The 22,163-nt window shown below is 60.2% G+C and carries 25 protein-coding genes and 1 pseudogene; 18 read left to right on the forward strand and 8 right to left on the reverse strand.

Going from position 1 to position 22,163, the window contains the following annotated elements:
- Positions 1-246: 246 nt before the first annotated feature.
- Positions 247-915: a PAQR family membrane homeostasis protein TrhA gene (gene trhA, locus AGR13A_RS04225; RefSeq protein ID WP_080833848.1), complete on the forward strand. Its 669-nt coding sequence runs from the start codon at positions 247-249 to the stop codon at positions 913-915.
- A 127-nt stretch (positions 916-1,042) separates the two neighbouring features.
- Positions 1,043-1,540, forward strand: a complete 498-nt coding sequence (locus tag AGR13A_RS04230) for a GNAT family N-acetyltransferase (RefSeq protein WP_080833850.1) — start codon at positions 1,043-1,045, stop codon at positions 1,538-1,540.
- A 20-nt stretch (positions 1,541-1,560) separates the two neighbouring features.
- Here AGR13A_RS04230 and AGR13A_RS04235 read toward each other — a convergent pair whose 3' ends face one another.
- Together AGR13A_RS04235 and msrB are read right to left on the reverse strand one after the other, a co-directional pair.
- Positions 1,561-2,187, reverse strand: a complete 627-nt coding sequence (locus tag AGR13A_RS04235) for a LysE family translocator (RefSeq protein WP_080833852.1) — start codon at positions 2,185-2,187, stop codon at positions 1,561-1,563.
- Positions 2,188-2,303: 116 nt separating this feature from the next.
- A complete protein-coding gene (msrB, locus tag AGR13A_RS04240; protein ID WP_080833854.1) occupies positions 2,304-2,711 on the reverse strand; it encodes a peptide-methionine (R)-S-oxide reductase MsrB in 408 nt (135 codons plus the stop codon).
- A 207-nt stretch (positions 2,712-2,918) separates the two neighbouring features.
- Between msrB and AGR13A_RS04245 the strand changes: the two genes are divergently transcribed.
- The 10 genes from AGR13A_RS04245 to AGR13A_RS04290 all read left to right on the forward strand — a co-directional run bounded on the left by AGR13A_RS04245 (position 2,919) and on the right by AGR13A_RS04290 (position 11,428).
- Positions 2,919-5,288 carry a putative monovalent cation/H+ antiporter subunit A gene (locus AGR13A_RS04245; RefSeq protein WP_080833855.1) on the forward strand — a complete coding sequence of 790 codons (2,370 nt, stop codon included), beginning with the start codon at positions 2,919-2,921 and terminating at the stop codon, positions 5,286-5,288.
- Positions 5,285-5,704 carry a Na+/H+ antiporter subunit B gene (locus tag AGR13A_RS04250; protein WP_035218320.1) on the forward strand — a complete coding sequence of 140 codons (420 nt, stop codon included), beginning with the start codon at positions 5,285-5,287 and terminating at the stop codon, positions 5,702-5,704. The genes AGR13A_RS04245 and AGR13A_RS04250 overlap by 4 nt, the downstream gene beginning before the upstream one ends.
- On the forward strand, positions 5,704-6,081 hold the full coding sequence (locus AGR13A_RS04255) for a Na+/H+ antiporter subunit C (protein ID WP_003497192.1): 378 nt from the start codon (positions 5,704-5,706) through the stop codon (positions 6,079-6,081). The genes AGR13A_RS04250 and AGR13A_RS04255 overlap by 1 nt, the downstream gene beginning before the upstream one ends.
- A gap of 22 nt (positions 6,082-6,103) precedes the next feature.
- Positions 6,104-7,681 (forward strand): Na+/H+ antiporter subunit D, encoded by a 1,578-nt coding sequence (locus tag AGR13A_RS04260; RefSeq protein WP_080833857.1) that lies wholly within the window; start codon positions 6,104-6,106, stop codon positions 7,679-7,681.
- Complete coding sequence (locus tag AGR13A_RS04265) at positions 7,678-8,157, forward strand: Na+/H+ antiporter subunit E (protein ID WP_035218314.1); 480 nt, start codon at positions 7,678-7,680, stop codon at positions 8,155-8,157. Before AGR13A_RS04260 ends, AGR13A_RS04265 begins: the two co-directional genes overlap by 4 nt.
- Positions 8,154-8,540, forward strand: coding sequence for a cation:proton antiporter (locus AGR13A_RS04270; RefSeq protein WP_080833859.1), 387 nt, complete (start codon positions 8,154-8,156; stop codon positions 8,538-8,540). The genes AGR13A_RS04265 and AGR13A_RS04270 overlap by 4 nt, the downstream gene beginning before the upstream one ends.
- Positions 8,537-8,869, forward strand: coding sequence for a monovalent cation/H(+) antiporter subunit G (mnhG, locus tag AGR13A_RS04275; protein ID WP_035218310.1), 333 nt, complete (start codon positions 8,537-8,539; stop codon positions 8,867-8,869). The genes AGR13A_RS04270 and mnhG overlap by 4 nt, the downstream gene beginning before the upstream one ends.
- Before the next feature lie 433 nt (positions 8,870-9,302).
- Positions 9,303-9,731, forward strand: a complete 429-nt coding sequence (gene ros, locus AGR13A_RS04280) for a MucR family transcriptional regulator Ros (protein ID WP_003509257.1) — start codon at positions 9,303-9,305, stop codon at positions 9,729-9,731.
- A gap of 436 nt (positions 9,732-10,167) precedes the next feature.
- Positions 10,168-10,590, forward strand: coding sequence for a helix-turn-helix domain-containing protein (locus tag AGR13A_RS04285; RefSeq protein ID WP_080833861.1), 423 nt, complete (start codon positions 10,168-10,170; stop codon positions 10,588-10,590).
- Entirely contained in the window at positions 10,583-11,428 is an 846-nt protein-coding gene (locus AGR13A_RS04290; protein ID WP_080833864.1) for a DUF6456 domain-containing protein, read from the forward strand. Before AGR13A_RS04285 ends, AGR13A_RS04290 begins: the two co-directional genes overlap by 8 nt.
- A 4-nt stretch (positions 11,429-11,432) precedes the next feature.
- Here AGR13A_RS04290 and AGR13A_RS04295 read toward each other — a convergent pair whose 3' ends face one another.
- Entirely contained in the window at positions 11,433-11,849 is a 417-nt protein-coding gene (locus AGR13A_RS04295; protein WP_035218967.1) for a SufE family protein, read from the reverse strand.
- Positions 11,850-12,044: 195 nt separating this feature from the next.
- A complete protein-coding gene (locus tag AGR13A_RS04300) occupies positions 12,045-12,470 on the reverse strand; it encodes a DUF5330 domain-containing protein (RefSeq protein WP_035218306.1) in 426 nt (141 codons plus the stop codon).
- Positions 12,471-12,954: 484 nt separating this feature from the next.
- Between AGR13A_RS04300 and AGR13A_RS04305 the strand changes: the two genes are divergently transcribed.
- From AGR13A_RS04305 to AGR13A_RS04315, 3 genes and pseudogenes are all read left to right on the forward strand, one after another.
- Positions 12,955-14,484, forward strand: a complete 1,530-nt coding sequence (locus AGR13A_RS04305; protein WP_080833866.1) for a sensor histidine kinase — start codon at positions 12,955-12,957, stop codon at positions 14,482-14,484.
- Positions 14,456-15,370, forward strand: a complete 915-nt coding sequence (locus AGR13A_RS04310) for a peptidoglycan-binding domain-containing protein (protein WP_035218966.1) — start codon at positions 14,456-14,458, stop codon at positions 15,368-15,370. Before AGR13A_RS04305 ends, AGR13A_RS04310 begins: the two co-directional genes overlap by 29 nt.
- 230 nt (positions 15,371-15,600) lie before the next feature.
- Positions 15,601-15,947: pseudogene (locus AGR13A_RS04315) on the forward strand (DUF1491 family protein).
- Between the two features lie 6 nt (positions 15,948-15,953).
- On the opposite strand, the gene AGR13A_RS04320 reads toward AGR13A_RS04315, so the two are convergent.
- Complete coding sequence (locus AGR13A_RS04320) at positions 15,954-16,889, reverse strand: DUF2336 domain-containing protein (protein ID WP_237681035.1); 936 nt, start codon at positions 16,887-16,889, stop codon at positions 15,954-15,956.
- 554 nt (positions 16,890-17,443) lie between these two features.
- On the opposite strand from AGR13A_RS04320, the gene AGR13A_RS04325 reads away from it, so the two are divergent.
- On the forward strand, positions 17,444-17,632 hold the full coding sequence (locus AGR13A_RS04325) for a hypothetical protein (RefSeq protein ID WP_035218298.1): 189 nt from the start codon (positions 17,444-17,446) through the stop codon (positions 17,630-17,632).
- Positions 17,633-17,652: 20 nt separating this feature from the next.
- On the opposite strand, the gene AGR13A_RS04330 is transcribed toward AGR13A_RS04325, so the two are convergent.
- The gene (locus AGR13A_RS04330; RefSeq protein WP_035218296.1) at positions 17,653-18,201 is read right to left on the reverse strand and encodes a DUF1254 domain-containing protein; all 549 of its coding nucleotides are present in this window, start codon (positions 18,199-18,201) and stop codon (positions 17,653-17,655) included.
- Complete coding sequence (locus AGR13A_RS04335; RefSeq protein WP_035218295.1) at positions 18,194-18,781, reverse strand: DUF1214 domain-containing protein; 588 nt, start codon at positions 18,779-18,781, stop codon at positions 18,194-18,196. Before AGR13A_RS04335 ends, AGR13A_RS04330 begins: the two co-directional genes overlap by 8 nt.
- Before the next feature lie 109 nt (positions 18,782-18,890).
- On the opposite strand from AGR13A_RS04335, the gene AGR13A_RS04340 reads away from it, so the two are divergent.
- Entirely contained in the window at positions 18,891-20,279 is a 1,389-nt protein-coding gene (locus tag AGR13A_RS04340) for a M20 family metallopeptidase (RefSeq protein WP_080833870.1), read from the forward strand.
- Here AGR13A_RS04340 and AGR13A_RS04345 read toward each other — a convergent pair.
- The gene (locus AGR13A_RS04345; protein ID WP_080833872.1) at positions 20,276-20,884 is read right to left on the reverse strand and encodes a LysE/ArgO family amino acid transporter; all 609 of its coding nucleotides are present in this window, start codon (positions 20,882-20,884) and stop codon (positions 20,276-20,278) included. The genes AGR13A_RS04340 and AGR13A_RS04345 overlap by 4 nt on opposite strands.
- Positions 20,885-21,259: 375 nt before the next feature.
- Between AGR13A_RS04345 and AGR13A_RS04355 the strand changes: the two genes are divergently transcribed.
- A complete protein-coding gene (locus AGR13A_RS04355; protein ID WP_080836523.1) occupies positions 21,260-22,159 on the forward strand; it encodes a LysR family transcriptional regulator ArgP in 900 nt (299 codons plus the stop codon).
- Positions 22,160-22,163 lie beyond the last annotated feature (4 nt).

The following is a 22,163-nucleotide window of genomic DNA, read 5'->3' on the forward strand; positions in this document are numbered from 1 at the left end:
GGGCAAGCTCTCCGCACATCTCTGCCGTCGCCCCCTCATCCCGCTGTCGCGGACTTCTCCCCGGCGGGGAGAAGAACAAGCGGCACTCACTCGCTCCACGGTGATGGCTCTGGCTCAAGGCGACCCGCAACCTCTCCTTTCGCAACAACCCCGAACGCAATTTGATCGCCGTTAACCGGCTGCTGTCTTGTTCCTGTCTAATATTGTCTTCATGCTTGGTCGGAAGCACGCAGACGGGAATGGACCATGAGTGAGTTATGGCGGTTCGGGCGCCAGTATGATTTTCACGAGATCGTCGCCGATGGCATCGTCCACGGCGTCGGCATTGTGTTCGCGCTGATCGGCGCCACGGCGCTGATTTTTTATGCGACCGTCTGGGGCAGCCTCAGCGCCATCGCGGCCGCGTGGATTTACGGCCTCGGCCTTGTTGCCTGTCTTTCCGTCTCCTTCACCTACAATATCTGGCCGCACTCCAGAGTGAAGTGGTTCCTGCGCCGGCTCGATCATTCGGCGATCTTCATATTGATCGCCGCCACCTACACGCCTTTCCTGATGCGCGGCATCCACGATCCGCTGATCGCCACGATGCTGGGGCTGATCTGGCTTGCCGCCATCTGCGGCATATTGCTGAAATGCCTGTTTCCCGGCCGTTATGATCGCGTCGCCATCGGCCTTTATCTTGCCATGGGCTGGAGCGGCATCATGGTGGTCGAGCCGCTCTCGTCGCATCTCGCCCCTGTCACGCTCTGGTTGATCGTCGCCGGCGGCGTCATCTATTCGCTGGGCGTGATTTTCCATGTCTGGGAAAAGCTCCGGTTCCAGAACGCCATCTGGCACGGCTTCGTCGTCGCTGCTGCGGTGGTGCATTATTTTGCCGTGGTCACCTCCTTCAGCCTTGTTCCCCTGACCTCCTGAAAAGTGACGTCGTGACGTGATTTCCCGAAATCGTGGGCACTGGACAGCTATACGCGTCATCGCCTAATGCTCGCCCGAAGATCGTGCCCGGGAGGGCGCGGTGACGGCAAAATGAGGGCGAAGGATAATGAGCGTGGAACTGCGCGATGCGACCGTGGATGATCTCTCCGGCATCATGGAGATTTACAACGACGCGGTTCTGAATACGACGGCGATCTGGAACGAGGTGCTGGTCGATCTGGATAATCGCAAGGAATGGTTTTCCGCCCGAAAGTCACGCGGCTTTCCGGTGATCGTCGCGATCCTCCACGGCAAGGTTGCCGGCTACGCTTCCTATGGCGACTGGCGCGCCTTCGACGGCTATCGCCACACCCGCGAACATTCGGTCTATGTCCACAAGGACGCACGCGGCCACGGCATCGGCAAAAAGCTGATGCAGGCGCTGATCGACCATGCATCCGGCAATGACGTGCATGTACTGATCGCCGCAATCGAATCGGAAAATCACGCCTCCATCCGCCTGCATGAAAGCCTGGGTTTCAGGGTTGTCGGCCGGTTTTCGGAAGTGGGCACCAAATTCGGCCGCTGGCTGGACCTGACCTGCATGGAGCTGAAGCTGAATTAGCAGCCCGGCCGGGATTTCTCTCAGGCCGGACGCCGGGCAAAGGCGAGCATGACGCCGAAGGCCATCATCATGGAGCCGCTGATCCGGTTCACCCGCTTCAGGGCGCGCGCATTGCGCATGAGACCGGACAGTCGTGAGCCGATAAAGGCATAAACGGTGATGGCCACCACCTCGAGCAGAAGGAAAATCACGCCGAGCGTGGCGAAACTCTGCCAATAGGCGTCCTTCTCGATGAATTGCGGGAAAAAGGCCGTGAAGATCAGGATAGCCTTCGGATTGCCGGAGGCGACGAAGAACTCCTGCCGCAGATAGGTCCTGAGAATGGTGCCGCTGCCCGAGGATACATCCGGAGCCGCAATATCGGCCCTGGAGCGGATGAGCTTGAAGCCGATCCACAGCAGGTAAGCAACACCGATCCATTTGATCAGCGAAAACATCATCTCGGACGCCATCAAAAGCGCGCCGAGCCCCAGCGCGGCAATCGCGATCATGCCTGCGAAAGCAACCAGCCTGCCGCTTGCCGCCACCACCGCCGTGGCCATGCCGTATCGCGCGCCGACCGTCATCGACAGGAGGTTATTGGGCCCGAACGCCATGTTCAGGGCAAAACAGGCGGGAATGAAGATGAGGATGGTTTCGAGTGCCATGGTGGTGATCCGGAAGGAGTGAGGTTGCGATAATCTCACTCTCCGCTCCGGCTGTCGAGACGGCCGCATCGGCAAAGAAGGCGGGTGAGGGCAGCCCGCCTTCTAGGTGTCTTTCATCAGACCGGTTCGAACACCATCGAATGGCCGTTGATACAGTAACGCAGGCCTGTCGGCTTCGGGCCATCGGGGAAGACGTGGCCAAGATGGCCGCCGCAATTGGCGCAGCGGATTTCCGTGCGCACCATGCCGTAGCTGGCGTCGCGGTGTTCCGTCACGGCGCCCGGCTTCACGGGTTCGAAATAGCTCGGCCAACCGCAGCCCGCGTCGAACTTCGTATCGGAGAGGAACAGCGGTTCGTCACAGGCGGCGCAGCGGTAGAGGCCTTTCTGGAACGTGTCCCAGTAGGGGCCGGTAAAGGCGCGCTCGGTGCCATGTTCGCGCAGGATGTGATATTGCTCCGGCGTCAGCTGTTCGCGCCAGTCGGCATCGCTCTTGTTCACTTTGGGGGATGTCAGATCGCTCATGGAATGATCCTTTCTATTCCTGCCAGAAATAGTCATCGTCGTTGCCGATTGAAAGAGGGAACGTCCCATAACAAGTCCGTTATGGCAGGGATCGGGAGTCGATTTGGGTTGAGAAGGCGGTTCCTATGCCTTAACTGAAAAAATCGATTTGAAAGAAGAACGCCATTCATTGGCGCGCAGGGGTGGGGGACACCCCGGGAGATGTGAATGACATCAGATGTCACGCCGCTGACATTCCTGTCGCTGTTTTTGCCGTTTCTGGCAGCGCTCGCCGCGCCGGCGCTTGTGAAAAGGTTTGGTCACAATGCCGCGTGGATTCTGGCGCTTGCGCCGGGGTTGGCATTTGTCCATTTCGCCCTGATGCTGCCCGAGATCGCGGCGGGTGGCGTTATCACCGGCGGTTATGCCTGGGTTCCGAGCTTCAACCTCAGCTTTTCCTGGTTCATCGACGGCCTGTCGCTGACATTTGCCCTTCTCATCACCGGCATCGGCCTGCTGATCGTGCTTTACGCCGGCGGTTACATGAAGGGACATCCGCAGCAGGGCCGGTTCCTGTCTTTCCTGCTCCTGTTCATGGGGGCGATGCTTGGCGTCGTCGTCTCCGACAGCCTGCTGATGCTGTTCGTTTTCTGGGAACTGACCTCCATCACCTCCTTCCTGCTGATCGGCTTTGACCATGAGCGCGCGGCTTCGCGCCGCGCCGCGCTGCAGGCGCTGGTGGTGACGGGCGGCGGCGGTCTGCTGCTGCTCGCCGGGCTGATTTTCATCTGGGACATCAGCGGCATGACGCAATTGTCCATGCTGGTGCGCGGCGGCGACATATTGCGTGACAGCCCGTTTTATCTCGCCGCGCTGCTTCTGGTTCTTGGCGGCGCCTTCACCAAATCGGCGCAGTTTCCCTTCCATTTCTGGCTGCCCAACGCCATGGAAGCGCCGACACCTGTTTCCGCCTATCTGCATTCGGCAACCATGGTGAAGGCGGGCGTCTATCTTTTGATGCGTCTCAACCCGGTTCTCGGCGATACCGCCGCCTGGCAGATATTGCTGCCCTTCTTCGGTGGCCTGACCATGCTGACGGGCGCGCTGCTTGCCGTGCGCCAGACCGACCTGAAGCTGATGCTGGCTTATACCACGGTCTCATCGCTCGGCCTGCTGGTCATGCTCACCGGCTTCGGCTCGGATCATGCCATTGAGGCAGCGGTGCTTTATCTGGTGGCGCATTCGCTGTTCAAGGGCGCGCTGTTCATGGTCGCCGGTATCATCGACCATGAGACCGGCACCCGCGACGTGACGAAGCTTGGCGGCCTGCGAAAAGCCATGCCGATCACCTTTGCGGCAGCGCTGGCGGCTGCGATTTCCATGGCCGGCCTGCCGCCCTTCTTCGGTTTTCTCGCCAAGGAAGAGATTTATTATGCGCTGGCGCATGGCAATCCGCGCGCCGTGCTGTTCACCGGCATCGCCATTCTCGGCAATGCGCTGATGTTCGCCGTGGCCTTCGCCGTGGCGCTGAAACCCTTCCTCGGCAAGCCGTTGAAAACCCCGAAACATGCCCATGAGGGGCCGCTTCTGCTCTGGCTCGGCCCGGCGCTGCTGGCGGTGAAGGGGCTGACCATCGCTCTCTTCTCCGGTATCGCGCATTTCTATATTTCGACACCCATGGCAAGCGCGGTCGCGGGTGAGGCCCGCCCGGTGGAAATCTCGCTCATTCCCCATATCGGCGTGCCGCTCGGCCTGTCGCTGCTCACGATCGCGCTCGGCATCGTCCTCTATACGCGGCTCGTCGCCCTTCGCAGTCTGATGGACCGCACGTTCAGGGCGCTGGGGGCGGGGCCGGACAGGGGGTTCGATGTCTTCATCGAAGCGCTGGTGAAAATCTCGTTCCATGTGGCGAGGCTCATTCAGCCCGGCAGGCTGGAATTTTATGTCACCGCCACTTTCGCCGTCATCGCCGCCGTGCTGCTGGCGCCACTGTTTCTTTATGGCGAGCTTCCGTCAGTACCGGCATGGCCGCATGATATTCAGATCCACGAACTGACCTTCATCGCCATTGCCGTGGCAGGCCTCGTCGCGGTGCTGACCGCCTCCAGCCGGCTCACGGCCATCATTGCGCTCGGCATTCAGGGTTTTGCCGTGGCGGTCATCTTCCTGCTGTTCGGCGCGCCGGATCTTTCCTTCACGCAGTTCATGGTCGAGACGCTGTCGGTGGTCATCCTGACGCTGGTGATGACGCGGCTTCGCCTGTCGCCGTCGGATCATCGCGGCCTTGGCCAGAAGGTGCTGGACAGCACCATCGCCATTGCCTGCGGAACCGGCTTCGCTTTGTTCCTGATGCGGGCGACGGAGGCGAGTTTCGACAATCGCCTCACCGATTTCTACAACACCTATTCCAAGGTCATTGCCCACGGCGCCAATGTCGTGAACGTCATCATCGTCGATTTCCGCGGCACGGATACGCTCGGCGAAATCGCTGTCGTGATGATCACGGGTCTCGCCATTCTCGCGCTCATCCGCATTCGCCCGGCCGCCGCCGTCAAGGGACCGGCAAAGACCGCTAAGAAGAAGGGAGCGCGGGCATGAACACGCTTATCCTGCGCACCGTCGCCCCCGTCGTCACCAGCCTCATGGTGCTGTTTTCCATTTTCGTTCTGCTGCGCGGCCATAACGAGCCGGGCGGCGGGTTCATCGGCGGGCTGATTGCGGTCTCGGCGCTGGCAATCTATGGCATCGCTTATGGTGTGGCGGCAGTCCGCCGCGCCATCGTGTTTCATCCGCTCTCCATTGCCGGGGCAGGGCTGCTAATGGCGATGCTGTCCGGCATCGTGTCGATTGCCGCAGGCGTGCCCTTCATGACCGGGCTCTGGGTCTATCCAAGCCTGTTCGGCGTCGAGTTGCCGCTCTCCACCGTCATGTCCTTCGATATCGGCGTCTACCTCGTCGTGGTCGGCGCCATCACCTCCATTGCCTTGGCACTGGAAGAAAGGGAAAGCGACTGATGGAAGCGGTTTTCTCCATTCTCGTCGGCATCTTCTTTTCGGTGGCGATCTATCTCATGCTGTCGCGCCACAGCATCCGCATGCTGCTCGGCATCGCCATTCTCGGCAACGCGGTCAATCTTTTGCTGTTTACGGCGGGCCGGTTGACGCGTGAAGTGCCGCCGATCATTCCGGCCGGCATGGACACGCTGCCGGCGGGCGCCGCCAATCCACTGCCGCAGGCGCTGATCCTCACGGCAATCGTCATTTCCTTTTCCTTCTTCTGTTTCCTTCTGGTGCTGACCTGGCGCGCGTTCCAGGAATTGCAGACCGACGACACCGACGAAATGCGTACCGCAGAACCCGCAGGCGAGCCTTTGCCGCCGCTCGGTTATTGAGCGGGGCGAGGCGTAGACACACATGGCTTCATCCACCACATCAGCAGTTTCCGATCTTTCCGCAGCGCTCGTTGTCGCTCCCGTACCGCTGTCCGACTGGCTGATCATCCTCCCGGTCGCGCTCTGCATCGGCGCAGGCGCAATCCTGATGATGATGCGCCACGCCATCCGCCGGCATGCGGCAATTGCCATCACGGCGCTCGCCCTGCTGGTGATTCTCGATGCCGCCCTGTTGTGGAAGGTGGTGACGCAAGGACCGTTCACCATGGTCATGGGCCGCTGGCTGCCGCCCTTCGGCATCGCCTTTACCGCGGACCTCACCGGCGCCCTGCTGTCGCTTGCGGCGGCCATTGTGGCGCTTGCGGGCGCCATCCACGCCAGCGCCGATATTGACGCCAGCGGCAGGCGATATGGGTTTTATCCCTTCCTGATGCTGCTGATGGCGGGCGTCACCGGCGCGTTCCTCACCGGCGACCTCTTCAACCTCTATGTCTGGTTCGAGGTTCTGCTGATCTCCTCCTTCGGGCTGATCGTGCTCGGCTCGACGCGCGAGCAGATCGACGGCGCGCTGAAATATGCCATTCTGAACCTCATCGGCACGACGCTGTTCCTGATCACGGTCGGTTATCTCTATGCCATCTTCGGCACGCTCAACATGGCCGATATCGCGCTGAAGACGACCGACCTGCGCGGCACGGCGCCGTTGATGACGCTTGCCAGCCTCTTTACGCTTGCCTTCGCCATGAAAGCCGCGGCCTTTCCGGTGAATTTCTGGCTGCCCGCCTCCTATCACACGCCACGCATCGTCGTTTCCGCCCTGTTCGGCGGCTTGCTCACCAAGGTCGGCATCTATTCGCTGCTGCGCGTCATGGTCATGCTGTTTCCGGTCGAGCGTGAGGAACTCAGCATCGTCATCGCCATCTCTGCGGCGCTCACGATGGTGCTGGGCGCCATGGGAGCGCTAGCACAGAACGACATCCGCCGCATGCTCGGTTATGTCGTCATATCAGGCATCGGTTACATGATGGCCGGCATCGCCATCGGCACGCCCTCCGGCGTGTCAGGCGCGATCTTCTACGCCTTGCACTCCATGGTGCTGATGACGGCGCTTTATCTTGCCGCAGGCCATGCTGCCCGCCTTGGCGGCAGCTTCAGCATGCGTGCGCTCAGTGGCCTTTACCGGCAGGCTCCATGGTTTTCGGCGCTGGCGCTGGCGCTGTTTTTCGCCGGCTCCGGCCTGCCGCCCTTTTCCGGTTTCTGGCCGAAGGCGGTGCTCGTCAAATCGGCGATCGATATCGGCGCATGGTGGCTCGCCGCTGCCATTCTCGCCTCCGGCTTCATTGCCACCATTGCCTTCGGACGGGTCTTCCTTCTGTGCTTCTGGCGTCCGGTAACGGTCTCGCCCGGCCAATCACCCGCACCGCCCGTGTCGCCTCCGGTGGCACCCTCGCTCGTGCCGCTGGTGGGCCTCACCGCGCTGGTGGTGGTCTTTGGCCTGTTTCCGGAAAGCCTGCTCAATCTCAGCCAGCAGGCGGCGGCCGGGCTTGGTGATCCGCAGGCCTATATCCAGTCGGTCTTTTTCAGGGGAGGCAGACCATGAGCCTCTATATCGTGCAGCTGCTTTTTGTCGCCGTCTGGCTTGCCGTGAGCGGCAGCGTCTCGGTGGCGAATATTGTCTTCGCACTCATCGTTTCGACACTGGCGCTCGGCCTTATTCGCCACCAGCTTCCCGGCGGTGATAATCACTGGCTGCGTCTCACCCGGGTGTTGTCGCTCGTACTCCTGTTCTTCAAGGAGCTGGCGCTATCCGCCTGGAAGGTGGCGGTGCTGGTGACGCGGCCGAAACTTGACGTCAAGCCCGGCATCTTCGCCTATCCGCTGACGGTGACCACGGATTTCCAGATCACATTGCTTGCCAACCTCATCACGCTGACTCCCGGCACGCTGTCGGTCGATGTCTCGGCCGACAGGAAAACGCTCTACGTCCACGCAATCGATTGCAGCGATATCGAAGCCACGAAGAACGACATCAGAAATGGCTTCGAAAAAAAGATCATGGAGGCGTTTCAGGGATGACGCCGGAACTAATAGTTTCATTTGCAACTATACTTGCCTCGGTTGTACTGTCGGTCGCCTTTTTGCTGACAGTATATCGGGTTGTCGCAGGTCCGACCCTGCCGGACCGGATCGTTGCGCTCGACATGCTGGTCGGTATCGCCATCGGTTTCATCGCCGTCATCGCCATCCGTACCGGCTTCAACCTCTATGTCGATATTGCCATTGCACTCGGCCTCGTCGGCTTCCTGGCCACGGTCGCCTTTGCCCGTTTCGTGCTGTCGCGCGGGCCGGATGGCACGCGACGGTCGAAGACGGTGCTGGATGGGGAAAAGGCGTCGGAAGCTGTTGAAAAAACAGTGAAATCAGGACGTAATTCCGGAAAAGGAAAAGGTGGGCGATGATGGGCTGGATCGTGGCTATTCTTGTTGCGGCGCTGACTGTCTCGGGAGCGGCGTTCTCGCTGATCGCGGCGATAGGGATCAATCGCCTGCCGGATGTCTATACCCGCATGCATGCGGCTTCAAAGGCGGGCACGGTCGGGTCGGGCCTGCTTCTTCTCGCTGTCGGCATTCACTCCATGGAAATATCGACCCTGGCCCGGGCGCTGGCCGGTTTCTTCTTTTTTGTCCTGACCGCGCCGGTCTCGGCACATCTTCTTGCAATGGCCGCGCACAAGGCAGGTTATCTACTGGATGTTAAATCGGTAGTTGATGACTTGAAGAAAATTTGAAGTTGAATTACCCCCAAAATAACGGGGGTATCCATTTTTCATTACTACTTGGCATAGTATTTTATCACCCGTGATTTTTTGTATTGGAATTAGACTGTTTTGAACTGAAAAATTCACAATAGGAATTTGACTTTTGCTGTTTTGCTGTTATCCCAATTAAGTGTAAAGTTGCTAATCGCGATTTGCATCTAGCCTCTTCATAGTCGGCATAGGCATTTTATTAATGTCTAATCTATGGCCCGTTGGGCCATTGCTGCCCATGTCGCGGGCCGTAAGTTGAATCTCGGATCAATTCGTTTCCGGTTTTCGCTTGAAATCTAGGGGTAGATTTCATGTTGGTTTCAACAGGGCGAAGGTGGGGCACCGGGTAACTTCACATCGCTCGATGCGGCGTTCGCCCGCGTCTGGGGATCAATAAACAGGAGATACTTAAATGACGGAAACTGCATACGGTAACGCCCAGGATCTGCTGGTCGAACTGACGGCGGATATTGTGGCTGCCTATGTTAGCAACCACGTCGTTCCGGTAACAGAGCTTCCCGGCCTTATTTCGGATGTTCACACGGCACTCAGCGGAACATCGGCACCGGCATCGGTGGCGGTCAATGTTGAGAAGCAGAAACCTGCCGTCTCCGTTCGCAAATCTGTACAGGACGATCACATCGTCTGTTTGGAATGCGGCGGCTCGTTCAAGTCGCTCAAGCGCCACCTGACGACGCATCACAGCATGACGCCGGAAGAATACCGCGAAAAATGGGACCTGCCGGTCGATTATCCCATGGTTGCGCCTGCCTATGCCGAAGCCCGTTCGCGGCTTGCCAAGGAAATGGGTCTCGGCCAGCGCCGCAAGGCCAGCCGCTGATTTTTCTAAGGCGGACCGGCCACGTCTTCTCCCCGCCGGGGAGACGGTGGCCCGAAGGGTCGGATGAGGGGGCAATGCCAGCGATAAATCGCACGCTTGCCCCCTTATCCCGCTGCCGCGACCTTCTCCCCGGCGGGGACACGGCGGCAAACGAAACGCGGTCGTTCCATATGCAGCCTTGAAACCAAGCGTGGCCTCAAAGGCCATGACGTGCGGGAAGTACCTGCTCCCTTCATGAAAATGTCCCAGCCGGTCCGTTGACCGGCTTTTTTATTGCCGCACTTCTTGTCGATAGAGGAAAAAAATCCTTGATCGGCGTTGGCTATTTATCAAAAATAAAGCGAAATCAATCTCGTATTTTTCGCCGCCAAATTTGCGCTTCCCCGTAATCATCTCCGGGTGTATGAATTAATTCCTATTCGTAAAGGAGTTGCATATGCCGTCGGATATCTCGTCTTTGCCTCCCCCAGCGCTGCCCCACCCAAAGGCAGCTGATCGCCATCTTCGCAACTGGTCGCCTGCGGCCGGGCGTGATGAGATTTCGCGCATCTGCCGGCTGGTTCGCCAGCTGACAGGCGAAATGGTCCAGCTGATCGGCGATCGCCTGGCTGCCCGCCGCGACAGGCGGCGCACCGAATGCCACATTCGCCAGATCGCCATGTATGTGTGCCATGTGCAGCTTGGCATTCCCATGTCGGATATCGGCGTCTGTTTCGGCAGGGACAGAACGACGGTCGGCCATGCCTGCCAGGTGGTGGAGGACCGGCGCGACGAACCGGCTTTCGACGAATTTGTCGCCACGCTCGAGCGGCTCGCCGGCAGCATTTTCAGCGTGATGAGGGGTGGCCGCGATGAGTGAGGCGAAAACCGCGCCCGCCGCCGGCCGCAATCCTGTCCTCCTGCGATTTTTGCGTTTTATCGCGGCAGGCATGGCTGAGATTTCGCAGGATGGCGGCGATATGGTCTTGCGGCGACCCGCGGCTGGAAAGGAAAGGGCATCGCCGTTTCCGAGTGAAATCGTGCGGTTTGCCGTCTCCTCCGGGCTGGTTGACAGGCAGGGAAACACGCTTTCCGCCGCGCCGCCGCTTGCCGCCTATCTGAAACGTGCGATCGCGAAGGATCGCGACGAGATTTTTCAGGAGCAGCACCGGGACGTGCAGGCTGTGGTGGTGGATGTCGGTGAGGGCAGGCAGTCGGCCCGGCGCAACCTCAACACGTCTCCACTGACCAGCCTTTCGCGCCTCAAGGAGCGCGACGGCTCGGCCTTTTTTACCGGCGATGCCTTGCAGGCCGGTGAACGTCTCGCCGCCGATTTTCACCGGGCGCATCTCAACCCCAGGGTCACGGCGACATGGGAGCCGAGAATTGCGAGCCGCACCAAGGGGGAGGCGGGTGGCGTGCTCGATCTTACCGAGGCGGCGATGGCGGCACGGACACGGTTTTCCCACGCCGCCGACGCGATGGGGCCTGAATTGTCCGGCGTTGCCATCGATATCTGCTGTTTCGAAAAGGGGCTGGAAACGGTGGAGCGGGAGCGGCAATGGCCGGCGCGTTCGGCAAAACTCATGTTGCGTGCAGCCCTGCTGTCGCTTGCCCGGCATTATGCGCCCCGGCCGCAGGGCACCAGAAGGACAAGCCACCATTGGGGCGATGAGGATTATCGCCCTTCGATGACGGCAATGGAGGTGACGGGGTGAGGGGTCAGGCGGCGAGCAGCCGGGCTTCCTCGCGTATACGCTTGACCATGGAGCGCAGACCGTTTGCCCGCTGCGCGGAGAGATGCTCCACCAGCCCGATTTTGTCGAATACCTCGATGGCGTCGAGGCCGGCGATCTCGGAGGCCTTCTTGCCGGAATAGACGGCAAGAACAATCGCGACGAGGCCTCGCACGATATGAGCGTCGGAATCACCCTCGAAACTCATCAGCGGGTCTTCCGCGCCATCGCTGTGACTGACGAGCCAGACCTGACTTGCGCAGCCCTGCACCTTGTTTTCGGCGGTACGCTTGTCTTCCGGCAGATCGGGCAGCGCCTTACCGAGTTCGATGACATAACGATAGCGGTCCTCCCAGTCGTCAAGGAAGGCGAAATCGTCAAGGATCGTGTCGAGAGAGGCCATTTGCGCGCCGTATCGTCCGTTATTGCATGTCTTTGCTACGATATAGGGGAAGTGCGGACGGTTTTGAACCATGGATAAAGAAAAAGCCCACGGAAAACGGGTTTCCGTGGGCAAGTCAGGCAGGCAGTCACGCAGACGGACATATCCGGCTGCAAGATCAGGGCGGCGCGGCGATACGCGGCCGCGCAAAAAAAATCAGGGAGCGGGGCGCTTCTGCGGCAGGGGAATGATGGTGCCGGTCTTAAGCGTATCGGCATTCCCAGGGAATTCGACACTGATTGCGGGCGCTTCGGCCAGTTTTTCGCTCTCGCTGGCAAGCTCGGCTGCGGGAGCGGTCTTGTCACCGCTGGCAAGCTGCGCGTCGAGCAATTCATAGGCGACCTTGGCGCCTTCCTTTGCGCGTTCGCCAAGTGCGTGGAAGGTTTCTGCGCCCTTGACGCAGACATCGGGCTTTTCGATGCAGATGGCGCTGACATAACGATAGGCTTCACCGGCTGCCGAAACGGCGCTGGGAAGATCGAATGCCGAAGGTTCCTTGGCGGGATCGTTGTAGCTGCCGAAATAGGACAGCGCCACGAGGACCAGCGAAAACCAGAATGTTCCTTTGATCAGAAACCACATTGTCAGACTACCCTGCCAGATGATCTTGTTTTGAAGCCCCGCCCGTTTTGGGTCATCGGCCTTTGTCCCGTTTCCCGGGCTTGAGGAGAAGCTACAGGTGACCGGCGAACAGCCGATTGCAAAAAGCCGCGCAATTTAATTCAAATTGTATCTATTCTCCTCGTATCGGCACGCGGGCCGCCAATTCATTCGCATTTTAACAGTCCATGTTAAGCATAATTGCGACAGAGACCGCCTGTTCCGGGGCAAAGCGGCCGCCCGCTTTGCCACAAAGGTTAACACGATGGCAAAAATGAAGCGAAATCCGTCGCTTACCCGTCATTAACCATGATTGGCAAAGCTTCGAATAAATGCCCCGTAATGGGACTGCGGCGCATTTCGCAGGCCTTTGGCGTCATTCTTTTTATCCATTCCTTAAGCCGCCGCCTTCTATTGTCGGAGCCGTTAGATCCGCCTCAGGGATTCGGTATTGGTATTGCGTAATATGAGAGAAAAAGCGGTCGCACTGGTCGACCATGCAGCGGGCAGATGGCTCGCGCGCATGGAAGAGGACGCCGAAAGGCGCGCCGGAACCGTTGCGCGCCTGCGCCGCCTGATTGCCTTCGGTGCTGTCGGCCTTGTTGTTGTGCCCGCCCTCTTCAGCCTTGTCTTCAGCCCCGCCATTGCTCTGCCCATCGGTGCCGCACTGGTGCTGGCGCTGTTCCTGTCGGCCGCCGCCCTGTCGATCGCCTTTTCCCGCCCCGTGCGTGGTGTGGCGTCCTTTTCCGCCCCTGCCGGTGGCGATGACCTCATCGCGGCCTCGCAAGTGCCGGGCCTCGTGCTCACCATCAATGAAAACGGCCTCGTCGAACGTGTTTCCGGGCGCGACCTCGACAGGTTTCCGGCTGATCTCCAGTCCTGCAAGGGCCATGTCTTTGCCGAACATGTCTATGTCTCGGACCGTCTGGAACTGATGCAGGCTTTCGACCTTCTGCGGCAGGGCGAGGACAAGGCCAGCGCTGAACTCCGGTTCGAAACCGGCGCGAAATCGCGCCAGGCGCAATTCATGCATGCGCGCATCGAGATGACGGCGATCCGCAGCGCGGCCGGCCGGCTGCGTCGGGTCGTCGCCCAGCTCTCCGATGTCACCGAGATGGAGCTGCTGCGCCGTGATGTCGCCCGCAAGGCGGCCGAGGCGGAATCGGCCAATGACGCCAAGTCGCGTTTTCTCGCCGCCGTCAGCCATGAGCTGCGCACGCCGCTCAATGCCGTCCTCGGCTTTTCCGATATTCTCGCCGGCGAATATTTCGGCAGGCTGGAAAATGACCGCCAGCGGGAATATGTCGGCTTGATCCGCCAGTCCGGCGCGCATCTCCTGTCGGTGGTCAACACCATGCTGGATATGAGCAAGCTGGAGGCCGGCCGTTACGAATTGCTGATGGAAAGCTTCCCGATTGCCGAGACCATCTCGTCCTGCGAAGCCATGCTCGGCCTGCAGGCGAAGGAAAAAGGCCTGACTTTGACGAGCCGCATCCAGCGCGGCATCGGTGAAATTTCCGCTGATCAGCGCGCCATCCGCCAGGTTCTCATCAATCTGGCCGGCAATGCCATAAAATTCACCGATGCGGGTGGTGTGGTATCGATCGATGCGGCGCGTGAAGGCCGGATGCTGAAATTGACGGTCAGCGATACCGGCATCGGCATCGCCTCCGACAAGATTGACCTTCTGGGCCAGCCTTTCATGCAGGTTCAAAATGAATATACCCGTCGCTATGAGGGCACGGGTCTGGGATTGTCCCTGGTCAAGGGCCTTGTGGCACTGCATGGCGGCACTTTCGCCATTGCCAGCAAGCCCGGCGAGGGGACAGTCGTAACGATCATGTTGCCTGCCGACGGTTCCGGCATGGCAGGTGGCGAAAACGCTGAAACCGAAAGCATGGTGGAATTTCCGCCGCGCATCAGGCAACTCGGCGAAATGGCCGCGATTATGAAGAAGGATGGTGACGATGGCCCCGCGAAAGCGAAAATCGCCTAAGAAAACAACGGCCCAGATCGGAGCCGGGCTTGTTTCCTTGGTGGTTTCGGCCATCGGGCGCGAAATCCTGCGCCATCCGAAGCTGGTGGGCGGCTCGGGCGCCTTCGCCGTTGTCTTCGGTTTTGTCGCCGCCAATGCGCTCTGGTATCAGCCGGGCGTGCATCCGTCGCCTTTCCTGCGCACGCGGGATGCGGAAAACCCGAACGGCATTGCCGGTTATCGCCCGGCAGAGCCGCTCGGCACCCACGGCAACGTCACCACCTTTCGCATAGAGCGACCGGCTGAGACGGAAGCGACGCAGCAACCGGCCGCCGAGACTGCGGCGCTGCCGCCAGCCGAAAGCCAGAAGCCGCAGCAGATCGTTGCCGATATTCAGGGCGAACTGAAAAAACGCGGACTTTACGAAGGCGATGCGGATGGCCGCATGGGGCCGAAGACCGCCGCCGCCATCATGTTCTTCGAAGAAACGCTCGGCATGGAACAGACCGGCGAGCCGACGACGCGGGTACTCGCAGCCCTCAGGATCGACGGCGCCACCGTTGCGGCAATTCCAAAGGACCGGCCGTCCGACACCAACACTGGTGGCGGAGTGGAAATCGACCCGGTCGCCGCCGCCATCCGCAAGGCGGAAAAGCCGCAGGTAAAGGCCGAACCAGCCTCCCTCAACAGCGCGGCTGCCGGCGCCAAACCCGTAAACAGCGCGCTGATCGCCAAGATCCAGCAGGGGCTGATCAATATTGCCTATGCCGACGTGAAGGTGGACGGCGTGGCCGGCCAGCAGACCCGCAACGCCATTCGCGCCTTTGAAAAACACTATCGCCTGCCGGAAACCGGCGAGCCGAGCGAGGCCGTGTTGAAGAAACTGAAGTCGATCGGGGCGATTTAGAGGGTTAGGATCGACGTTGCGGCAGGGTCGACGCATGCCGTGTTTTGTGGCACATCCACTTCCGTCATTCCGGCCTTGAGCCGGAATCCAGCCAGCCCAAGTCCTTGGGCTGAAAGGAGTCTTTCCGTCGCGCAGACGCGCGTCGGCTGGATTCCGGCTCAAGGCCGGAATGACGGAAGTGGATGCCTGTATCGCCTCAATAAAGCCGTTGCCTATCTGAAAGCACATCCATGCGCCTCAAATCCGAAATCTTCGTCTCAGCCCTCATCCGCCGCGTTTTTGCCGCCGGCGGATTTGCCGCTGTCGAAAAAAAGGGGCGGAGGATGCAGGTGCGATCTTTATCCGCCAGCGCTTTCGCGATGGCCGTGAAAACCTCTATGGACCGGCCCCGCAAAGTTTCGCCGATGACGAGGAAATCCGCACTGAGCGCCGTTTCGAAACGCGGCTAACGGGTGTTGAGGGGGAGGAGGCCGCCGCCCTTCTGGAGAAGGAGCGCCGGTTCGACAGCGACCTGTGGATCGTCGAAATCGAAACCGATGAGATCGGCGCTCTCCTGACGCTGGTCGATCAGGTCTAGGCGAGCTTAACCCAGCGTTCCGGTTCTTTGAGTAGCCGGTGCGCTGCGGCCCGGCCGTTCGCGACCGTGCGTATAGCTGTCGGCCCTGCGCCAGCTTTCCACCCGCTCTTCGCATTCCACGGTATCGAGACGGTCGAGCAGGGCTTCGGCGCGGCTCATGTCACCTTCTGTGGCGGCAAGATGCGGGTAGAAACATTGCAGGATGAAGGCGGCCTCGGAAAACTCCATGCCGAGCCCGATCAGCGTGGTGGCAAGCTGCGCGCCTGATATATCGAGCATGATGCGCTCCGACAGCCAGAAGCTGGACGACAGCGAATCCGCCAGCGCCACCGCAAATTGCCGGGCATTGCGCTCACGGGCAAACCGCACCAGCAGGGCCTCCTGCACGTCGCTCAGGCGGCGCAGACCAAGAACGTCGTTTTCCGGACGGTTGAGATGATGCGCCATCTGTTTGATGCGCTGGCGCATTTCCTCTTCGAGTGCGGATGCGGCCGCAATGCCTGCCGCTTCTTCCGCCACCTTCGTTTCTTCCGCGGCGACCGTCACCTGCGGGGCGGCGGCATTTGCTTCCTCGTCCGGCCGCTTCAAATCTTCGGCATGGCGAAGACCCACGAGCGCATCGATGACGGTGGGGGAGAGGTCGTCCCGGCGCACGATGGCGCGCGCATGGGCAGCACCCTGGGTGCGGGCAATGGTTATCAGCGTTTCGTCATCAAGGCACTTCGAGGCGATGAGGAACGGGGCGGCGAGAGAAATCGGCTGGCAGGCGATGAAGAAGGCGACGGCCGAAGGCACGCTCGGGTGCTGGGAAAGCGCGGCGATCGCTTCCCGCTTGGCCTCTTCGGTGGACGCGTTGAAAAGCGGCATGAAGAGTTCGGCGAACTGCCGAAGGTCCGTTTTTGACGGATGGGACACATTCTCGAAATTCGTCACGGTGGCCATCAGCACCACATCTTTCTTCCTCACGGCTCTTGGCCTCTCAAGTTCTCGAAACCGGTCGGTCAACGCACTACCCAACAAACGCAAACACAATATCGGCTCAAATTAGAGCAAATCCGTTGACGCCCTGTTAACTATGGGCGGTGGCAAGGGATATTCTGCCTCTATCAACAAGGAAATTTTAAAACCTTCATCGCGGTGAAAAACGCATGGAACCTTGTCGCATCGCCTTTGTTTTCAATGGATGCAGGGTTCTGGCGGATAAGTTGCCGCCTGGAGATTAAGGTTAACGGATCATTAACCTCTGTCTGTTTGTAATTTCATGGGCAGTATTAGGAATTCATGTTATTCTGAAGTCCGGAATAAGAGCCAAAATGGCATCGAGATGCCTGAATGTCCGCATAGTCCTTCGGTAAGACGCTTTCGGTTTTAGGGGACATGCGAAAACCAGTCTGTGGGCTGGGTTATGCGCAATGTGATGGTGATGAAATTCCCGACGCAAGACGAGGCTTGCGCGGTTCCCATGGGCAACATTGACTCCCGAAGAGGAGAAAAGCATGGCAGACATTATTCCAATCGGCGACGCACGACGAAGCCTGCGCCCGGCCGCCATGGCTGGCAAGGTCATCGGCCCTGCAAAGGTCGTGCTGTTTACCGGCGTACGTTATGAAAAACGCGATGCCGAGCCGTCCGACAAGGTTGCGCGCAAGCGCAAGCCCGCACCGGAAACTGCTGCAAAGTCCTGATTACGCGTGATAAACCGGCGTTATTTCCACGGCGTCGGTTGGCATTTAGCCTCGTTCAAGAACCGTTCCGCTTCTTCCCCGAAACTTGGCTGCGGCACCATGGTCCGCAATACCACATATCCTTCCGACTGATCCGATTCCGCCAGAATGGCCTGTGACAGCGATGGCGGCTGCGCCTTGCGGATCGCCGCGATCTGCACCGCATCCGCCACCAGAATATCCATCACCCCGCCGGCCGACGTGCGGTCGTTCATGCTGAACACCTCGTTCGACGCCTTGTCGTAAACCGCGACCGACCAGAAGGGCACAGCGCCGAGTGCGGTAAGCCTGATCGGCTTTTCCTCGATATTGAAGGTGCAGACCGCGACCCGCATGAAGGGATCGCCGCTTCCCAGCGTCTTTTTCTCCGTCGTTTCTTCGAGCAGATGAAACAGATGCGGCTTTCCTTCCGCCACCGCACGCGTATAGGCGTCGCGATTGCTGAAATGCGGTATCGCCAGAAGAATGATGACATGCAGCACGGCGGCGGCGACAAGGCCGGTGAGGATGGCAAGAAGGATTCTAAGCATTGCCACACCCCAGCTTGCGGATTTGCGGCATGGCGATGTCGATCAGGCCGGAACTGCCGGCAACCGGCGTGTCCAGCAGCGTCATCACCAGCTTGAAGGTCTGGCCCTGCGGCACCGCCAGCCAGTTGTAAGTCTGGGCGTCGGGCGCAATGGTGATATCGATGCCGCCATCCGCACTGCGCAGAAGCGTGCGGGAATTGAGCGCGAAAGGCCGTCCGGCGTCTTCCGCCAGCACATTGCCCTGCTGGTCGGCGGTATAAAGCGTCCAGAACCGCGAAGGCGGCACGGCCCCAGCCAGCCGGTAACGGCATTCGCCGCTCAGGCGTTGGCCGTCGCTGTCCACGGAGGCGGTAAAAGCCAGACCCTCGGCCGTTCCGTAAAGCAGCTTGCCGGCGTCGGCGCGGTGCGACTTGGCGTAGGGATCGGCCTCGATCGTCTGTGCTTCCGGAAAGGCATCCCATGAGCCGATGCGGATCGAGCCGAAGCCGGATGTCGCCTCAAGCGCTGCCAGCGTTGCGGCTATGCCGCCGCCAAAGGCGATCAATAGAGCGATGCCGACAAGGAATGGAACTCGAAACACGCTGTTTTCCCGTTTTTGTACAGGTCGAGGACTATCACTGATTCCCTGTTTGGAAAATGGTGCGCCTTGTTTAGTCTCTGTGGAAATGACCAGAAGAGGGAATTCCACCATGTCGCGACAATCCGCCATCGACCGCGCTATCGGCTTTTTTGATGATGGCACGTTCGAGCAGGACCTGTCGCGACGGGTTTCGTTGCGCACCGAAAGCCAGAATGAGGAGCGGAGTTCCGAACTCATCCTGTATCTCGAGCGGGAAATGATGCCCGCTTTCACTGCCATGGGTTTTTCCTGCACCATCCTGCGCGATCCGGCGGCGGATTTGCCGTTTCTGATCGCCGAACGGTTCGAGGACGACAATCTGCCGACCGTGCTGGGTTATGGCCACGGCGATGTGGTTCGCGGTCTGGAGGACGGCTGGGCGGAGGGCCTTTCGCCCTTTGTGATGTCAGAGCGCAATGGCAGGTGGTACGGGCGCGGCACCGCCGACAATAAGGGGCAGCATTCGGTCAACATGGCCGCGCTGAAGGCGGTGCTCGGGACGCGGGGAAGACTTGGTTTCAATGCCAAATACCTGATTGAGATGGGTGAGGAGAGGGGCTCCCCAGGCTTGCGGGAGATTTGCCGAAACCATGGCGAGCGGCTGAAAGCCGATCTCCTGATCGCTTCGGACGGCCCCCGCCTGAATGCGGAACGGCCGACCGTGTTTCTTGGCGCCCGCGGCGGCATTACCTTCGATCTTGTGATCGAGGCGCGCGAGGGCGGCCATCATTCCGGCAATTGGGGTGGGGCGCTTTCCAATCCCGGCGTGCAGATGGCGCATGCCATAGCGAGCCTTGTCGGCCCCTCGGGGCAAATTCGCGTGCCGGAACTGGTGCCGGAGGAACTGCCGCAGGCGGTGCGCGATGCGCTTGCCGATTGCGAGATCGATGGCGGGCCGGATGGCCCAACCATCGATCCGGACTGGGGCGAGCCCGGCCTTTCGACGGCCGAGCGGGTTTTCGGCTGGTGTGTGCTGGAGGTGCTGGCCTTCGAGACCGGCACGCCGCGCGCGCCAGTCAACGCCATTCCGCCACGGGCATGGGCGCGGCTGCAACTGCGCTTTGTCGTGGGCATTGATCCGGAAGCGGTGCTGCCAGCCGTGCGGCGTCACCTCGACAGGCAGGGTTTCGGCATGGTGCGGATCGCGCCCGCCGGCGATGAGATTTTCCGTGCCACCCGGCTTGATCCGCAGGATCCATGGGTTGGTTTCACCCTGCGTTCCCTCGCCAGCACCACGGGCAGAAAACCGGCGCTTCTTCCCAATCTCGGTGGTTCGCTGCCCAACGATATCTTCGCCGACATATTGAAGCTGCGCACCATCTGGGTGCCGCATTCCTATCCCGGCTGCTCGCAGCACGCGCCGAACGAACATCTGCCGAAAGAGATTGCCCGCGAGGCGCTTGCCATCATGGCCGGACTTTATTGGGATATTGGCGAAGGGAACACGCCGCCGCTCTAAGCACCCATCACCAGCTTGAAGGCGATGGCCCACATGGTGACGGCGATGACGCCTTCGAGAATGCGCCATGCGGCAGGCTTTTCGAAGATCGGCCGCAGCCAGCGCGCGCCGTAGCCCAGTGAAAAGAAGAACAGCAACGAGCCGGTCGCCGCACCCGCTGTGAAGGTCTTTTCAAAGCCGGGAAACTGGGTCGAGATCGTGCCGAGCAGCACCACGGTATCGAGATAGACATGCGGATTGAGAAAGGTCAGCGCCAGGCAGATGGCCAGCGTCTGCCAGAGGCTGACCTCCCGCCTTTCCGCGACGGAAAGCGCCTCCGACGAGCGCAGGGCCGAATGCAGGCTTTTGGCGCCGTACCAGACGAGGAAAGCAGCGCCCGCATAACGCATGACGGGATCGAGTGCCGGCATGACCGCGCTTATCCGCTGAAAGCCGAAAACACCAACGGTGATCAGCAGCGCATCGGAAATGGCGCAGGTGGCGCAGACGGCAAAGACATGCGAGCGCGCCAGCCCCTGTTTCAGAACGAAAGCGTTCTGCGCGCCGATCGCGACAATGAGGCTGAGACCCATCGTCAGGCCGGTGAAGAATATCTGGATGTCCATGCGCGTCGTGGCCCCTGCCTCTGTCCATTGCGGAGTGGCCGAAGGTGTTGCTTCCGGACCGAGTGCTTGGATATTTTCATTGGATGGTTTAATCCAGTTAAATAATCTCAATCCGGATAAGCAGAGCTAATGTTGGTTGAATCATGTGGAAGGCTGATTTCATGCGCCGTCGCTCCCGTCCTTCCCTCATTTCTATGCTCGTCACAGGAATCCAGCCAGCCCAAGTCCTTGGGCTGAAAGAGCTCTGCCGCCGCGCAGACGCGCGTCGCCTGGATTCCTGTGACGAGCACAGGAATGAGGGTGGAGGAAAGCGCCACGAAAGACCGCGGGCCTTGTGCCTGCCATGCCCGTATCAGCCTCAGCATGGAGAACATCGTGCTTGACTATCCTTCCATGCGGGCAGTTGCGCTTGTTGCGCAGACTGGCAGCTTCGAAAAGGCGGCGCAGGTTCTGTGTGTCACGCCCTCGGCCGTCTCCCAGCGCATCAAGCAGCTGGAGGAGCGGCTGGGCGTGGTGCTGATCGTGCGCGGCAACCCCTGCGTGGCGACGGAAAAGGGCGAATGGCTCTGCCGCCACATGGATCATGTCGGCATGCTGGAAAGCGAATTGTTCCGCCAGCTTCCGTCGCTGCTGGAGGCGGGGGAGGTGCCAGAGCGCGTCACGCTCAACATCGCCACCAATGCCGACAGCCTCGGCACATGGTTTCTGGACGCGGTCTCGAAATTCACCGGCCGGTTCGATTATCTCGTCAATGTCGCGGTGGACGATCAGGACCACACGGTGGAATGGCTGCGCGGCGGCAGGGTGCTTGCCGCCGTCACCGCCCATGCCAAGCCGGTGCAGGGCTGCCGGGTCCTTGCGCTCGGCGTGCTCAGATACCATGCCACCGCCAGCCCGGATTTCATGGCGCGTCATTTCGCCGATGGCGTCACCCCCGCCTCGCTTGCCCGCGCGCCGGGTCTGACCTTCAACCAGAAGGACAGGCTGCAGGCGAGTTGGGTCAAAAAGGTGCTGGGAGAGGATATTGCATACCCCACCCATTGGCTGCCTTCTACGGATGGTTTCGTGAAGGCAAGCCTTTCCGGCATGGGCTGGGGGCTCAATCCGGTGCAGCTTGTCGGGGAGCACCTCAAATCGGGGAGGCTGGTGGAAGTCGTTCCCGCCACCCCGCTCGATATTCCGCTTTACTGGCAGGTCAACCGGCTCGCGGCGGAGCGGCTTGGCGGGCTTACGGCGGATGTGGTGGAGACGGCGCGCAGGGCACTTCTTTCTTGAGACG

This window comes from Agrobacterium genomosp. 13 str. CFBP 6927 (assembly GCA_900012615.1).
GTDB lineage: Bacteria > Pseudomonadota > Alphaproteobacteria > Rhizobiales > Rhizobiaceae > Agrobacterium.